Here is a 15,406-nt window from a genome sequence, read left to right as displayed (position 1 = left end):
GCATTGCAAGCCGCCCGCCGGACTCATCAACAGGAGACAGGGAATGCGGCGGATGCTGGCAGAACGCGAACTGACGGTAGAGGGCCCGCTGCGCGGCAATGGTGCGCGTGGCAAGCGGCGCAGCGTAACGGTCAATCTGGCGGAGAGTCCGCTCGGCTGGCTGCACGCGCGGGGGCACCTTGACGATCGCCTGTTCGCCGCGGGCGAGCGACTCCGCGCCGACTATGAGCGGGCCCAGCTCGGCGCCAATGTGACGATGCGGTGGGATCCGGTGCGGGTGAAGTCGACCGGCGACCAGGGGCTGACCGCGACCGAACGCCAGATTGCCGCCAAGGCGCGGTTCGATGGCGCGCTGCGCGAGGCGGGCAGCGGCCTGCAGGACATCCTTTGGCGGGTGGTCTGTGCGTGCGAACCCGTGCCCGATGCAGAGAAAGCCCTGGGCTGGCCCGCGCGCAGCGGCAAGTTGGTGCTCAAGCTGGCGCTCGACCGGGTGGCCAATTTCTATCGGGTGGAGTGACCTAGGCTAGTCAGCCTTCGACCCGTTCCGCCAGTTCCAGCCAGCGCTCCTCGGCCGCATCTTTCTCGGCGCGGGCGTTTTCGATGCCCTTGCTGATGGTCGCGAATTTCTGCGGGTCTTTCGTGTAGAGATCGGGGTCCGAGAGGATGTTTTCCCCGCGCGCGATGGCGGCTTCGAGTTCCTCGATCCGCGCGGGCAAAAGTTCGTAGTCGCGCTGGTCCTTGTAGGAGAGCTTGGTCGATTTGGGCGGCGGCGGGCTAGCTTCGGCCTTAGTGGCCTGTGCCCCTCCACCATTGCTGCGCGATGGTCCCTCTCCCCGTGTCGGAGAGGATGGCTCGCGCCGCTTCTTCTCCCAGTCCTCGTACCCGCCGGCCACCACATCTACCTTGCCCGAACCGTCCAATCCCAGTGTGATGGTGACGGTGCGATCAAGGAAGTCGCGGTCATGGCTGACGATCAGCACGGTGCCGTCAAAATCGGCGATCACTTCCTGCAGCAGGTCGAGCGTTTCAAGGTCGAGGTCGTTAGTCGGCTCGTCCAGCACCAGCAGGTTCGCGGTGCGGGCGAATTCACGCGCCAGCAGCAAACGGCTGCGTTCACCACCCGAGAGCGTGCCGACCTTGGTGTCGACGATCTTGGGATCGAACAGGAATTCCTTGAGATAGCCCTGCACGTGCTTGCGTATGCCGCGCACGTCGATCCAGTCGCCACCTTCGGCCAGCACCTGGCGCACCGTGCGGTCAGGTTCCATCAGGCTGCGCTGCTGGTCAATCATCACGCCCGAAAGCGTCTTGGCGATGGTCACGCTGCCGCTGTCGGGTGCCATCTCGCCGGTCAGCAGCTTGAGCAGCGTGGTCTTGCCCGCGCCATTGGCGCCGACGATGCCGATGCGGTCGCCGCGCTGGATCCGCAGCGAGAAATCGCGGATCACGCGACGCTCGCCGTATGATTTCTCTACCTTCTCGGCCACGATCACGGACTTGGATTTGAATTCTTCGTCGCTTGCCAGCTTGAGCTTGGCAGTCCCGGCGGTCGAGATCATCGCTGCGCGTGCGGCGCGCATCTGCCACAGCTTTTCCAGCCGGCCCTGGTTGCGCTTGCGCCGCGCGGTCACTCCGCGTTCGAGCCAGTGCGCTTCAAGTTTGAGCTTGGCGTCGAGCTTTTCGGCAGCTCGCGCTTCCTCAGCGTAGACCTGCTCTTCCCACGCCTCATAGCCACCGAAGCCAACTTCCTTGCGGCGGATGATGCCGCGATCGAGCCACAGCGTGGCGCTGGTGAGGCGCTTCAGGAAGGTGCGGTCATGGCTGATGACTATGAAGGCGCCCCTGTAGCGGGTCAGCCAGTCCTCCAGCCAGTCAATCGCGCCCAAGTCCAGATGGTTGGTCGGCTCGTCCATCAGCAGCACGTCGGGGTCTTGCGCCAGCGCGCGGGCGATGGCCGCGCGGCGCTTCTCGCCGCCGCTGGCGGTGGCGGCGGGGCGCGACATATCGATGCCCAGCTGGCCGGCGATGGATTCCACTTGGTGCGGCGCGGGCGGATGGGTGCCTCCCAGCGCGAAGTCCATCAGCGTGGCGTATTCGCTGAAATCGGGTTCCTGCTCGAGATAGACGACGCGGGTGCCCGGCTTGATCTTGCGCTGGCCCTGGTCGGCTTCGATCCGGTTGTCGATCAGGCGAAACAGCGTGGTTTTGCCCGCGCCATTGCGGCCGATCAGCGCCAGCCGGTCGCGCGGGCCGATATGCAAGTCGATATTCTCGCGCTCAGGCCCGCCCAGCAGCCAGCGGCCGCCTTGCTGCAGGCCAAGGCCTTCCCAGGAGAGGATCGGTGGTTGCGCCATCGCGCGCCAGTTAGGGGCTGCGCGCGCGCCACAAGGCGGTTCATTCCCTCGCAAGCCGATTTGCGCCATTGAGCGAAAAAATTGCAGGAGATTGATAATGAAGCGCCTGACTTTCCCCGCCTTGGTCGCCATGGCCTCCGCCCCGCTGGCCGCCGCCGCGACAGCCGCTGAAGTGCAGATCGCCGTAACTGGCCCTGTGGTTGAGCTGAACGTCTATGAAACGGTCGAGCTGGCGCCTGACATGGCAACGATCAGCGCTGGCGTGACAACCGAAGCCAATACGGCGGTCGAGGCGGTGCGCGCCAATTCGGCCGAGATGCGGCGCGTGGTCGATCGCATCAAGGCGCTGGGCATTGCCGAAAGAGACATCCAGACTTCGGGGATCAACCTCAGCCCGCGCTATGACTATGACCGTGGCAACCAGCAGCCGGTGTTTCGCGGCTACCAGGTCTCGAACCGCGTCTCGGTAAAGCTGCGCGAGATCGAGGAAACCGGCAAGGTGCTCGACGCACTTGTTGCGGCAGGGGCGACCGATATCGGCGGACCCAGCTTCTCGGTGCAGGACGACACGGCAGCACGCGAGATCGCGCGCAAGCGGGCGATGGAGCGCGCGCAGCAACAAGCGCGCAGCTACGCCGCAATGTCGGGCTTCGGCGACATCCGCCTGCTTGAAATCAGCGAGGCGCTGATGGGTTACAACCCGGCGCCGATGCCGCAGATGCGCGAACTGGCAGCCGACAGCGTGGCTGCGGCACCGCCGGTGGAGCCGGGCATGGTCTCGACCGGTATCTCGATTTCCGTGAAGTATGAGATGGTCAGCCCAAGGCCATGATAGCTGAACGGCGGGGGCGAGCAGCATTCACACCTTGTTCAAAGCTTCGGGCTTAGGCATTGCACCCATGATGAAGCATCTTGCCATTGTCCTTGCACCCATTGCGCTGGCGCTGTCCGGTGCGGTTGCGGCTACCGCTGGCGAAAGCCAGGCGCAGAGCGACCAGGGTGAGGCGCGCAAGGAAATGCGCGCCGGCAATGTGCTGTCCTTGCGCGAGATCGAACGGCGCGTGCTGCCGCAGATGGAGGGGAGCGAATATCTCGGCCCTTCCTACGATTCGACGGCGCGCGCGTATCGCCTCAAGTTCATCAAGGATGGGCGGGTCACCTTTGTCGATGTCGATGCCCGCACCGGGCGGATCATCAACCGCTCTCGGTGATGCGGAATGCAAGCTGCTCCTGCAGCTTGACGCTTCCACCGCAAACGCCCAACAGACTTTGCATCAACCTTGGAGACAGCAGGGACTATGCGCATCCTCATTGTCGAAGACGAGCCAACGCTGGGAAAGCAGCTCAAGTCGACCCTTGAGCAGACCGGCTATGCGGTGGACCTTTCCACCGATGGCGAAGACGGACACTTCATGGGCAGCACCGAGGATTACGATGCCGTGATCCTTGACCTTGGCCTGCCGGAAATTGACGGCCTGACCGTGCTGGGCATGTGGCGGCGCGAAGGCCGCACCTTTCCCGTGCTGGTGCTGACCGCGCGCGACAGCTGGTCGGACAAGGTGGCTGGGCTTGACGCCGGCGCCGATGACTATCTCGCCAAGCCTTTCCAGACGGAGGAACTGATCGCCCGCCTGCGCGCGCTGATCCGCCGCGCCTCGGGCAACACTTCGGCAGAGCTGACCGCGGGCGATGTGCGGCTCGATACCCGTTCGGGCCGGGTCACGCTCAATGGCGAACCGGTCAAGCTGACGGCGCAGGAGTACAAGCTCTTGAGCTATCTGATGCACCACAAGGGCAAGGTGGTGAGCCGGACCGAGCTGATCGAACATATCTATGACCAGGATTTCGACCGCGATTCGAACACCATCGAAGTGTTTGTGACGCGCATCCGCAAGAAACTCGGTGCAGAGGTAATCACGACGATCCGTGGACTCGGTTACAGCCTCGACGACCCCGCTGACCAGCCCCGCGCCTGAGGCGGAGGAAGCCCCGGCGGGCACCGCGCCCGCTGCGCCTGCGCCCGCTGTGGCCAAGCCCGATGCGCCGCTGCAACCGGCGGGCCAGGGCAGCCTGGCGCGGCGCATGGCGCTTATCGCAGCCGGCTGGATCGCCGTGCTGCTGCTGCTCGGCGGAATTGCGCTCGACCGCACGCTGACAAACCTCGTCTCGCGCAATTTCGATGAGCAGCTCGAATATATGCTCACCGCGATGATCGCCTCGGCGGAGATCGGCCCCGATGGCGAAGTGTTTTTCTATCGTACGCTGGGTGACCAGCGCTTCCTTGAACCGAACAGCGGGCTTTACTGGCAGATTAGCGGGGACGGCTTTGAGCCATGGCCCTCGCGCAGCTTGTGGGACCGGACGCTGACCCTCCGCGGCGATCACTTCGATGACGAAGCGCATTTCTACGATCCCGACCAGTTCGGTGACGAAAGCCTGCGCATGGCCGAACGGACCGTGATCCTGCCGGGCAGCGAAACGCGCTGGACCTTCGCTGTGGCGAGCGCAACCAGGGATCTGGACGCCCAGATCGCCGAGATACGCTCAATCCTGGCATGGAGTTTTGCGGTGCTGGGGCTGGGGTTGTTCCTGATGGCGCTGTTCCAGATCCGCTATGGCCTCTCGCCATTGCGCAGGGTGCGCGCGGCGATCCAGAAACTGCGCAACACGGGCGCCAACCGGATTACCGAACCCTTGCCCGCCGAAGTCCAGCCGCTGGTCGAAGAGATCAATTCACTCCTCGCGCATTCGCAGAAGCAGGCCGAAGAAGCCCGAACGCATGCCGGCAATCTGGCGCACGCGCTGAAGACACCGCTGACTGTGCTTACCAATGCCGCAACGGCGCGTGCGCCCGATCTGGGCGATGCAGTGATCCGTGAAACGCGCACGATGCAACGCCATGTCGATCACCATCTCGCGCGGGCAAGGGCAGTCGGCCGGCGTGCAGTGGGTCATGCCCGAGCCGGCGTTTTCCAGAGCGCGGAAGCGGTGCGTCGTGCCGTTGAACGGCTCTATCCCGATACGCGCATAGACATTGCTGGTAATCGCGATGTGCAGGTGATGATCGAGCGCCAGGACCTTGATGAAATCCTCGGCAATCTGATCGAGAATGCGGCCAAGTACGGTGGCGGTAGCGTATTTGTCACCGTCGACGCCGAGGACGGATCGGAACAATGCGTGATCTGGGTCGAAGACGACGGCGCGGGAATTCCTGAAAGCGAGCGCGAGCGCATCTTCGATCGCGGCGCTCGGCTCGATACCGGCAAACCGGGTACTGGCCTTGGCCTTGCGATCGTGCGCGATGTGGCGGAGATCTACAGCGGATCGGTCGAACTTGATGAGAGCGAGGATTTGGGCGGACTGCTGGTGCGCCTTGCACTTCCGCGCGCGATCGGAAGCACAGATGGTGACGGCAGCTGAGGTTATTCTTGCTCGCCCGTTACCCAGGCTCGCGCCAATTGCTTGATTCCCCGCTTCTGCAATTCCGGAAAGTTGTCGTTGAATTCGCGCAGATATAGCAGTGTTTCAGGCCTGAGCGGCTCGTCGAAGGCGATGCCAATATGGCGCCCGGATGCCCACATCACTTCGAAGAACTCGCACAGGGCTTCGCCATGGACTTCGCCGAATTCACCGACCTTCGGGGGCTTTTCGATGACCAGCCGGGCCCCGGTCAGCGAGATATTCTCCAGGATGCAAGGCGCGCTCCGATTGAGCAGCACCAGGCGCGCGGGAAGATGCAGGCGTAGCCGCGCATCGGCGCGTCGCCCCTCTTGGATTGGGTCATAGGCGGATTGTGCCTGTGCCATGGGACAGGCTTAGGCTCGCATGGCAAATGGAGCTTGAAACGGTGCCTAGGTGAAAGTCACTAGTCGATACCGGTTGGCACGGTCTGGTTCAGCGCTGGTTCGATTGCGCCTTTTCGTGGTGGCGGATCACCTCGTCGATGATGAAGCGCAGGAATTTCTCGCTGAATTCCGGATCCAAGTCAGCCTCTTCGGACAGCTTGCGCAGCCGCGCGATCTGCCGCTCCTCGCGCGCAGGATCGGCCGGGGGCAGGGTAACCTTGGCCTTGTATTCGCCCACCGCCTGAGTGATGCGGAAACGTTCCGCCAGCATGTGGATCAGCGCGGCATCGATATTGTCGATGCTCTTGCGGAACCCGGCAAGCACCGGGTCGGTAGGGGTTTCGTTGGAGGATGCTTCGCTCGACATAGGCAGCCATAGCTAGCAGCAAATCCACGCTTGCCAAGCGCGCTTGCGCCCGCCATGTGCCTCTGCATGAGCGCCGAGGTCGTCCCTCTTCCCCGCAAGCAGCCTTCGCTGGAGCCGATGCTGTCGCTTACCGCTGGTGGCATGAATGCGGTAAACTCCGTGATCCTTGACCGGATGCAGAGCGAAATCCCGCTGATCCCGCGGCTGGCTGGCCACCTCATTTCAGGTGGTGGCAAGCGACTGCGCCCGATGCTGACACTTGCGGGTGCGGCGCTGGTCGGATACGAGGGCACGCGCCATCACAAACTCGCCGCGGCAGTGGAATTCATTCACACCGCCACCTTGCTGCATGACGATGTGGTCGATGGCAGCGAGTTGCGCCGCGGCAAGGCGGCAGCCAACATCATTTTCGGCAATCCCGCGACCGTTCTGGTGGGAGATTTCCTGTTCAGCCGGGCATTCGAACTGATGACCGAGGACGGCTCGCTCAGGGTACTCAAGATCCTGAGCCACGCCAGCGCGGTGATTGCCGAGGGCGAGGTTTCGCAGCTTTCTGCCCAGCGCCAGATCGAAACCAGCGAAGAGCGCTACCTTCACATCATCGGCGCGAAAACCGCGGCACTGTTCGCCGCTGCCAGCCAGATCAGCGCGGTCGTGGCCGAATGCGGCGAGGAGCAGGAGCGCGCGCTGGAGGATTATGGGCGCAATCTGGGCGTTGCCTTCCAGCTGGTCGACGACGCGATCGATTACGATTCCGATGCCGCACAGATGGGCAAGGACCAGGGCGACGATTTCCGCGAAGGCAAGATGACGCTGCCGGTGATCCTCGCCTATGCTCGCGGTGACGAGGCTGAGCGCAAGTTCTGGAAGGATGCCGTGATGGGGCACCGCTCCACTGATGCAGACCTCGGCTATGCGATCGAACTGATGGCGCGGCACAATGCGGTGGAGGACACGCGTGAGCGGGCCCGCCACTTCGCCCAGCGCGCAATCGATGCGATTTCGATCTTCCCGGATACCAAGGCGCGCCAGGCGATGGCCGAAGCCGCGCAATTCGCGGTGGCGCGCGGGTATTGACTCTACGGATGGGCAAGCCATCCGAGCTTGTCACGCTAGAGCGATTGCTGGCGTCCTTCGACGGGCTCGACAGCTTCGGATTGCTGTTCCTCGAAACGCCGGGTCCCTCGCACTATGAAGAGACCCCGAAAAATTGCTCGGTCTTCGCCAGCACAGGTGGCGACGGCGTACACTACAGCTTCCTTGATCTAGGCAATGGCATTTCAGGGGCATGCCCGATCGTAATGACAGTGCCGATGGCGGAAGCGCCTAACCGGGTTGTCGGGCGGGACTTGCTCCATTTCCTCGGGCTCGGCCTCCATTCGGGCTATTTCGTGCTCGAACAGCTCCAGCATGACTTTGCAGCGACTTGCGGCGCGTTGGATCGGAAGCAATTCTGGCAGTTTCTCTCGGATGAAGAGCGGGCTGCGTTATCGGCGATCGAGCGACAGATGGGTGCAAGGCCCTGGAATGACCATGCAGCAAGGCTCGCCGGCCTGGCCAGCGAGTATGGCGATCTACTCCGGTTCGACTGATTTGCGGCTTCCGCTTTGACCGTGCTCCATAGTTGGCTAGGGCGCAGACGTGCCTGAACAGCTGCCCATCCAAGAGGTTCTGCCAGAGCTGCTGCGCGCGCTCGATGTGCACGGCGCGGCGGTGCTGGTTGCCCCTCCGGGGGCAGGCAAGACGACTGCGGTGGCGCCCGCGCTGCTCGATCAGCCGTGGTGCACCGGGCAGATCATCCTGACGTCTCCGCGGCGGGTGGCGGCGCGTGCCGCCGCCGAACGGATGGCCGAAATGCTGGGCGAGCAGCCCGGCGAAACCGTTGGCTACCTCACCCGGCTCGACAGCAAGACCTCGGCCAAGACCCGCATCCTCGTCGTGACCGAGGCGATCTTCGTCAATCGCATCGTCGAGGATCCCGAACTGGCCGGGGTTTCCGCCGTGCTGTTCGATGAGGCGCATGAGCGGCACCTCGACAGCGATCTTGGCCTGGCGCTGGCGCTGGAAAGCCGCGCGGTGCTGCGCGAAGACCTGCGCGTGCTGGTGATGTCGGCGACGATCGATGGCGCGCGCTTTGCGCGGCTGATTGGAGAGGGCGCACCGGTTATCGAAAGCGAAGGGCGCGCCTATCCGCTTGAGATCCGCTGGCTTGGCGCCCGCCCCGATGCGCGGATCGAGGATGCGATGGCCGATGCGGTGATGCAGGCATGGCGCGACGAGCAAGGCGATATCCTCGCCTTTCTGCCGGGTGTCGGCGAGATCGAGCGGACCCGCGAGCGGCTGGAGGCGCGGCTGCCCGAGGTTCCGGTGCTGCCTCTCCACGGCCAGGTCGAACCAAGCGGCCAGCGCGCGGCGATCAGGCGTGACCTGCACGGGCGGCGGAGGATTGTGCTCGCAACTGCGATCGCCGAAACCTCGCTCACGCTCGATGGCGTGTCGGTGGTGGTCGACAGCGGGCTGGCGCGTCATGCCGAGTATGACAAGGCTGCGGGGACGACGCATCTCGTCACGCGCCGGGCGAGCCAGGCGGCAGCGGCGCAAAGGGCAGGGCGTGCGGCGCGGCAGGGGCCGGGCATCGCCTACCGCCTGTGGGAACAGCACGGCCATGCCGGGCGGCCCGAATTCGATCCGCCTGAAATCGTCACCGCCGACCTGGCGCCCCTGGTGCTGACGTTGGCGCAATGGGGCACGCCCGATCCGGCGTCGCTGCCATGGCTTGACCCGCCGCCTGCGCCTGCAGTGGCTGCTGCACGTTCGCAGCTTGAGCGGCTTGGGGCGCTGGATGGTGAGGGGCGGATCACGCCGCGTGGACAACAGATCGCGTCGCTGCCGCTTGATCCAGTTGGCGCCGCTGCCGTGCTGTTTGGCGCCGAAGCGGGCCAGGCCGAGGAGGCAGCGAAACTGGTGCTGCTGATGCAGGAGCGCGGACTGGGCGGGCGCGGAGAGGATTTGCTGCAGCGGCTTTCGCGTTGGGATAGCGAACGGGGCAGTAGGGCCGAAGCTTCGCGTAAGCTGGCACAGCGCTGGGCTCTTGCGGCTGAGCGGCTGATACCCGCCACGCGCAATGAAGCGCTCAATCCGGCGCTGTTCCTTGCGCTGGCCCGCCCCGATTTCATCGCCAGGCGGCGGGACCCGAGCGGCGAGCAATGGCTTTCGGCCGGGGGCAGGGGCTTCCAGCTTGATCCCGCATCGCCACTGGCACGGGCCGAGTGGCTGGTGATCGGCGACGCGCAGGGGCAGGCAAAGGGCGCGCGGATCACCGCGGCGGCCGAGTTGAGCCCGCAAGAGGTTGAGACCCGACTTGCGGAAATGATCGAAAAGCGCTCGGTAATTCGCTGGAATAGAGATGAAAAACGCGTCGAAGCACGGCTCGAAAGGCGGCTGGGGGCGATCACACTGGCCAGCGGTCCCGACCCGGATCCCGATCCCGAAGCGATTGTGGATAAACTCGTGGAAAAAGCGGTGGAGAAGCTGGGGGAACTGGTCCCGAAAGACCTCCTGGCTCGGGGAACGTTCTCAGGGGTCAAGGCGCTGGAAATCGGTCATTTGCAGGCGAGTGCCGCTGACTGGCTGCGGCCCTTGTTGGAGGGACGGCGCGACCTGGAAGTATCGCGCGGAAGACTGGTCGAGGCGATCCTGAACCAGCTCGACTGGGGCGACCGACAACTGCTCGACCGCGAGGCACCGCGCGAATTCGCCTCTCCTGCCGGTACGCACCACCCGATCGATTACGCCGGTGACGATGCCCCCAGCGTCGAGGTGCGGGTCCAGGCCTTGTTCGGGCTCGATCGCCATCCGCTGATCGGGCGCACGCCTTTGCTGCTCAAGCTCACCAGCCCGGCGGGCCGCCCGATCCAGTCGACCCGCGACCTGCCTGGCTTCTGGCGCGGCAGCTGGGCCGATGTGAAGAAAGACATGAAAGGCCGCTATCCCAAGCATCGCTGGCCGGATGAGCCATGGGCGGAAAAGCCGAGTTTGAAGACCAAGAACGCCTTTTCAAAGGACCAAGGCTGAATTAGAGGGCCTTGGATGAGCGCACGTATCTACCAGCGACCCAAGAACGCCATGCAATCGGGCAAGGCCCGCACCGATGAATGGGTGCTCGAATTCGAGCAGTCCGAAGCGCGCAGGCCCGATCCGCTGATGGGGTGGACCGGCAGCGGCGATACGCAGGCGCAGGTTTCGCTGAGCTTCCCGAGCAAGGATGCGGCGAAAGCCTATGCCGAGAAATACGGGATCGCCGCGCGTGTACACGCCACCCCGCCCAAGGCGCTCAAGCTGCAGGCTTACGCCGACAATTTCCGCTAGATCGGCGCAAGGCCAGCACCGCTGCGCCGATGTACCGCTACATCTAAGGTCTTGAGGCCTTGCCACTGATCGCGGATCGACAACCACTTCGCTGGTTTGGAGGGGATCATGTCGGGTAAATCCATGCTGCACTTGTTTCTGCTTGCGGTTTCGGCTGGGTCAAGCGGATCGGCGCTGGCCGTAAACCCTGCGCTTGAAGCAAAGGCGCGCGCTGCCGATCCCGCTTACCAGCAGGCAGAGGCTGACGACCCGAAACCGGTTCATCCAGGGGCTGGCTGGCTGCGGCAGGTCGATACCTTCCTATCCAATTTCAACTGTGCGAGTTCGGATTTTGGTGACGACCTGGTCGCGCTCGACAATCTCAACGGGCTTGAAGACGTCCTGCGCAAACATGTCGCCGAAATTCCGGATTTGCGGGCAGAAGCCAAATATCACGAGCTGCTGAAAGCATGGCTTCTCAAGCGGCTTCGCAACGAAGGCGGGCTTACCAAGGAACAGCTCGGCAACCTCCTCACAGCCGATCCTGGCATCTCCACAGCCGAGCAACTCGAGAATTTCAAACGGCAGGCGGAAATCGGCAACCGCTTGGGAGAGGCCGAAGATACGCATGACGGGATGGCCCTGTGCGAGGCCGTGCGCGATTCCTTTCTGTACGATTGGCAGACGAGCACGGACCGGGCAGATCGGCTGGCGGTGTTAAACGCTGCACTTGAGGCTGAAGCGAACCGGTTGGGGATTACGCTCAAATGACGTTCAAGTCTTATCACGTGTTGCGCGGCACCTTGGCTGCAATCGGATCGGTTGCTTTGGTCGTGGGCTCGGGAGCGCCCGCTCTTGCAGCGCGTCCCACACCCAATTCATTCGGGGAAATCGAGGCGCTGTGCCCCAGTGTTGGCACCACTGGTCTTACATTCGGCCTGACGCGCGAACAACAGAATCAGACCGCGCTGGCGAAGGTCACGGCTGAAGATCCCACGCGCCTGTTTCGCGAGGCCATGGCGGATTATAGCTCTTGGTCAGACCGGCTTTATCGACTGTCATGGTATTCAGCGATGGAGGAGAGCGATCAGGTTGACGGGGTGGAATGGCAGCTTGGCCTGGCACAAATGCTCGAAAAGGGCGGATGGCGCGATCTGGCCGACGACGTTCGATACGATCCGCGCTGGCAGGAGTGGCGGTATGCCAAGGAGTTCATGATCGATGGTGAGCCGCGCCAGCTGCTGATCGAAATCGAAATGTCGGGCAATTATGCGGTCACCTGCTCAGACATCGAGCTGAACACGATGGCCGATAATGAAGGGTTGGGCCTTCTCGAACCCGACTCTCCCCGACCGGCCATGGTTGAAGTTGCAAGAGCAGTTTTGCCCGATCCTTCGACCTGCGATCGCCCTGAAATCCATGACATGTTTTCGACCAATGAGAAGCTCGAAGCCGCCGGGCACAAGCTTGACGAAATCTTCCCAAAAGCGAATGCCGAGGGCGATGCCGCACGATTTGGCGAGCGTTTGCGCACATGGCTGGTCTGGAAGATGCTGGAATCAGGCAAGATCCCGCAAGAAGACATCTGGCAAGTCGAGGAAGGTCTTTATCCTGATGCGTCGGAGGAGCGCCAGGATGACCTGATCGGTTTCCTTGAAGATGCCGGCGCGATTATGGAGGCACAGAAGCAAGGTGACGGCCAAACGGTCTGCCAGAAATTCCTGAGTTTGTTTGCGAAACAGCGCGCGGCGGATGAAAGGCAGGCGGCGCGCTGGGCAAAACTTAATGCTGCATTGGAGGCCGAAGCGGTGCGGCGGGGCATCGCGCTCGACTGAGTTCGTTCTTTGGCAATGATCTTGCCAAACTGCATCTCCGCCGCCATATGCCCGCCTGGGAGTCGGTCGGACGTTCGCGTCCGCTCACCGGGTCAGGTCCGGAAGGAAGCAGCCCAGGTGGATGGCAGCGGGTCGGCCGGCTCCTTTTTAGCTTTTCCAGCACCGTAAATTGGGTCAGTCTCTGCTCCTGAGGGGGCGGGAATGAGCGATTTCGAATATTTCTTCAGTTTCTTCGGGCTTTTGCTCGGGCTGACCGTAGCTGAAGTTGCCGTAAGGTTTGCCGATGCAATCGACTCGCATCGGCGGCGGTCGATCGGTTTGCTGACGCCGCTTCTGGCCATATTTGTACTGCTCGACATCAGCAGTTTCTGGCTATTCACCTGGTCGGCGCGCGACATCATCCAGATCAACTGGCCCACGATGTTCATGGCGCTTGTCCTGGCGTTGCTCTATTTCTTGTCTGCGGCGCTGGTATTTCCCCGCACACAAGAGGATTGGGATGACCTCGACGGGCATTTCTGGGCTCGCAAACGTTATGTGCTTGGCGGCATCCTGTCGGCGAACATCATCCTTCACCTGCTACTGTTCACCCGCGCGCTCCCCGCGATCACCGAGTACTGGTTCTTCGTCCACAAGCTGATCTATTTCGGACCGGTCACTTGGGCATGGGCAACGAAGAAGCGAGGGGCTGCCATCCTCGCGCTGTGTTTGGCAATCGGCAGCTATGCGCTCGAATACGCCAATGTGTTGCCGACGTCCGAATGGGGTATAAAACTCGGTCTTGATGGAACAGTGACGACTACCGCTTCGACAAGTGCGCCAAGGGTGCCTAGATAGCGGCTATGGGTGATTCACCGGACAGCACTGATACTCCGCCCTGGGATCAGGAGCAGGAAGAGGATAAGGCGAGCGCGGCCGAGCTGGAAGCCGCCGGCCAATCAGCCATGTTCGGCGATCCTGAACCCGCTGCCATTCCGCAGCCGACCGCTGCGCCCGCGGCGGTAAAACCCGCCGCTCCAGCGTCCAACCAGCCCTATCGAGTGCTCGCGCGCAAATATCGCCCGCAAACTTTCAGCGAGCTGATCGGGCAGGACGCGATGGTCCGCACGCTGGCCAATGCGATCGAGCGTGACCGGCTGGCGCACGCCTTCCTGATGACCGGGGTCCGCGGGGTCGGCAAGACATCAACCGCACGGCTGATCGCCAAGGCACTGAACTGCATCGGGCCGGATGGGCAGGGCGGGCCGACGATCGATCCTTGCGGCCAGTGCGAACCCTGCGTGGCGATTGCCGAGGGCCGCCATATCGACGTGATCGAGATGGACGCCGCCAGCCACACCGGGGTCGATGACGTGCGCGAAATCATCGAGGCGGTGCGCTATGCCGCCGTCTCTGCGCGCTACAAGATCTACATCATCGACGAAGTGCACATGCTCAGTCGCAATGCGTTCAACGCGCTGCTCAAGACGCTGGAAGAGCCGCCACCGCATGTGAAGTTCCTGTTCGCGACGACCGAGGTCGAAAAGCTGCCGGTGACGGTGTTGAGCCGCACCCAGCGGTTTGACCTGCGCCGCATCCCGGCAGAGCTGCTGCAGGAGCATTTCGGCAATGTCTGCGTCAAAGAGGGCGTAGAGGCTGAGGCGGAGGCGCTGCACATCATTGCCAATGCCGCCGAAGGTTCGGTGCGTGACGGCCTGTCGATCCTCGATCAGGCGATTGCGCATGCGGACATGGGAGACGGCGGCACGGTAACGGCGGCGCGCGTGCGCGACATGCTGGGCTTGGCCGACAAGAGCGCGCAGCGCCGCTTGCTGGCGCATCTTCTGGAGGGCGAGGCTAAGGCATTGCTGGCAGCGGTGGACGAGCAATATGCGTTGGGGGTCGAACCGCTTGCGCTGATGCGGGGCCTGATGGACCTGATCCATCGGATCACGCTGGCACAAGTCTCCGGCGCTGAACCCAATGCTCCGACGGCTGACGAGCGGGCTGCACTAAGCGAGTTTGCGCAGCGGCTTTCAGCCGCGCAGCTGCACCGCCTGTGGCAATTGCTGCTGAAGGGGCATGAGGAAGTGCGGCAGGCGCCCGATCCGCTCGTTTCGGCGCAAATGGCGCTGCTCAGGGTCATGCACGCCGCTGACCTGCCCGATCCCGGCAAGCTGGCGAAGAAGATCGAGGAACTGGCTGAGCGCGGCGTGGCGCCCTCTGCGCCCGCAGCGAGTGCTGGCGGCGATGCGCCTGATGCCACCGGGGGTTCGCTTTCGGGCGGAACGGATTGGGCCGGGCTTGTGCAGCAGGTGGAGGATAGCGGCCAGTTGCGGCTGGCGCAGCTGATGCGTGACTGGGTGCGGGTTATTGAACTGGCGCCGGGCCGGCTCGTCTACCAGGTGGCCGATGGCCTGTCGGAAGATCCGGGCGCGGAGCTGCGCGATTGCCTGTTCCGCCTCACCGGCACCCGCTGGCAGGTCGAACGCGGGCAAGGCAACGCAGCTCCGACCTTGCGCGAACAGGACCAGGCCACCAAATTGGCTCGTGAACAGCAGGTCCGCGAACACCCGTTGGTCAAGGCTGCATTCGAAGCCTTTCCCGAAGCGGAACTGCTTGGCGATGGAGACATTGTCGCCCAGGCTGGCGGCAGCAAATGGAGTAGGTAACCCCCCG

16 protein-coding genes and 1 other RNA gene are annotated in these 15,406 nt (G+C 63.3%); 14 read left to right on the top strand and 3 right to left on the bottom strand.

Annotated elements, in window-relative coordinates:
* Positions 1–43: 43 nt before the first annotated feature.
* Positions 44–517 (top strand): DUF6456 domain-containing protein, encoded by a 474-nt coding sequence (locus tag G6N82_RS03105; protein WP_165193623.1) that lies wholly within the window; start codon positions 44–46, stop codon positions 515–517.
* 10 nt (positions 518–527) lie between these two features.
* On the opposite strand, the gene G6N82_RS03100 is transcribed toward G6N82_RS03105, so the two are convergent.
* Positions 528–2,354: an ATP-binding cassette domain-containing protein gene (locus G6N82_RS03100; RefSeq protein ID WP_165193621.1), complete on the bottom strand. Its 1,827-nt coding sequence runs from the start codon at positions 2,352–2,354 to the stop codon at positions 528–530.
* A 97-nt stretch (positions 2,355–2,451) separates the two neighbouring features.
* On the opposite strand from G6N82_RS03100, the gene G6N82_RS03095 reads away from it, so the two are divergent.
* The 4 genes from G6N82_RS03095 (at position 2,452) to G6N82_RS03080 (ending at position 5,774) form a co-directional block, all read left to right on the top strand.
* Entirely contained in the window at positions 2,452–3,186 is a 735-nt protein-coding gene (locus G6N82_RS03095) for an SIMPL domain-containing protein (RefSeq protein ID WP_165193619.1), read from the top strand.
* 70 nt (positions 3,187–3,256) lie between these two features.
* Positions 3,257–3,565, top strand: a complete 309-nt coding sequence (locus G6N82_RS03090) for a PepSY domain-containing protein (RefSeq protein WP_206520334.1) — start codon at positions 3,257–3,259, stop codon at positions 3,563–3,565.
* Between the two features lie 87 nt (positions 3,566–3,652).
* Complete coding sequence (locus tag G6N82_RS03085; RefSeq protein WP_165193615.1) at positions 3,653–4,330, top strand: response regulator transcription factor; 678 nt, start codon at positions 3,653–3,655, stop codon at positions 4,328–4,330.
* Between the two features lie 106 nt (positions 4,331–4,436).
* The gene (locus G6N82_RS03080) at positions 4,437–5,774 is read left to right on the top strand and encodes a HAMP domain-containing sensor histidine kinase (RefSeq protein WP_165197911.1); all 1,338 of its coding nucleotides are present in this window, start codon (positions 4,437–4,439) and stop codon (positions 5,772–5,774) included.
* A 2-nt stretch (positions 5,775–5,776) separates the two neighbouring features.
* On the opposite strand, the gene G6N82_RS03075 is transcribed toward G6N82_RS03080, so the two are convergent.
* On the bottom strand, positions 5,777–6,160 hold the full coding sequence (locus tag G6N82_RS03075; protein WP_165193613.1) for a PilZ domain-containing protein: 384 nt from the start codon (positions 6,158–6,160) through the stop codon (positions 5,777–5,779).
* Positions 6,161–6,248: 88 nt separating this feature from the next.
* Positions 6,249–6,566, bottom strand: coding sequence for a chorismate mutase (locus G6N82_RS03070; RefSeq protein WP_165193611.1), 318 nt, complete (start codon positions 6,564–6,566; stop codon positions 6,249–6,251).
* 66 nt (positions 6,567–6,632) lie between these two features.
* Here G6N82_RS03070 and G6N82_RS03065 point away from each other — a divergent pair, with 66 nt between their 5' ends.
* From G6N82_RS03065 to G6N82_RS03025, 9 genes are all read left to right on the top strand, one after another.
* Entirely contained in the window at positions 6,633–7,643 is a 1,011-nt protein-coding gene (locus G6N82_RS03065) for a polyprenyl synthetase family protein (protein ID WP_165193609.1), read from the top strand.
* Positions 7,644–7,651: 8 nt separating this feature from the next.
* Positions 7,652–8,158 (top strand): hypothetical protein, encoded by a 507-nt coding sequence (locus G6N82_RS03060; protein ID WP_165193607.1) that lies wholly within the window; start codon positions 7,652–7,654, stop codon positions 8,156–8,158.
* A gap of 49 nt (positions 8,159–8,207) precedes the next feature.
* Positions 8,208–10,640, top strand: coding sequence for an ATP-dependent helicase HrpB (hrpB, locus tag G6N82_RS03055; RefSeq protein WP_165193605.1), 2,433 nt, complete (start codon positions 8,208–8,210; stop codon positions 10,638–10,640).
* Positions 10,641–10,655: 15 nt separating this feature from the next.
* Positions 10,656–10,934: an ETC complex I subunit gene (locus G6N82_RS03050; protein WP_165193603.1), complete on the top strand. Its 279-nt coding sequence runs from the start codon at positions 10,656–10,658 to the stop codon at positions 10,932–10,934.
* Positions 10,935–11,042: 108 nt separating this feature from the next.
* Positions 11,043–11,684 carry a hypothetical protein gene (locus G6N82_RS03045; RefSeq protein WP_206520285.1) on the top strand — a complete coding sequence of 214 codons (642 nt, stop codon included), beginning with the start codon at positions 11,043–11,045 and terminating at the stop codon, positions 11,682–11,684.
* Positions 11,681–12,748: a hypothetical protein gene (locus G6N82_RS03040; protein ID WP_165193599.1), complete on the top strand. Its 1,068-nt coding sequence runs from the start codon at positions 11,681–11,683 to the stop codon at positions 12,746–12,748. Before G6N82_RS03045 ends, G6N82_RS03040 begins: the two co-directional genes overlap by 4 nt.
* 55 nt (positions 12,749–12,803) lie before the next feature.
* Positions 12,804–12,898, top strand: an RNA gene (ffs, locus tag G6N82_RS03035) — signal recognition particle sRNA small type.
* Positions 12,899–12,949: 51 nt separating this feature from the next.
* Positions 12,950–13,585, top strand: coding sequence for a hypothetical protein (locus tag G6N82_RS03030; protein WP_165193597.1), 636 nt, complete (start codon positions 12,950–12,952; stop codon positions 13,583–13,585).
* A 5-nt stretch (positions 13,586–13,590) separates the two neighbouring features.
* Complete coding sequence (locus G6N82_RS03025; RefSeq protein ID WP_165193595.1) at positions 13,591–15,399, top strand: DNA polymerase III subunit gamma/tau; 1,809 nt, start codon at positions 13,591–13,593, stop codon at positions 15,397–15,399.
* Positions 15,400–15,406: the final 7 nt, after the last annotated feature.

The organism is Altererythrobacter sp. BO-6 (assembly GCF_011047315.1).
GTDB lineage: Bacteria > Pseudomonadota > Alphaproteobacteria > Sphingomonadales > Sphingomonadaceae > Erythrobacter.
The sequence above is the reverse complement of the archived record's forward strand: the minus strand, read 5'-3'. Positions and strand labels throughout refer to the sequence as shown.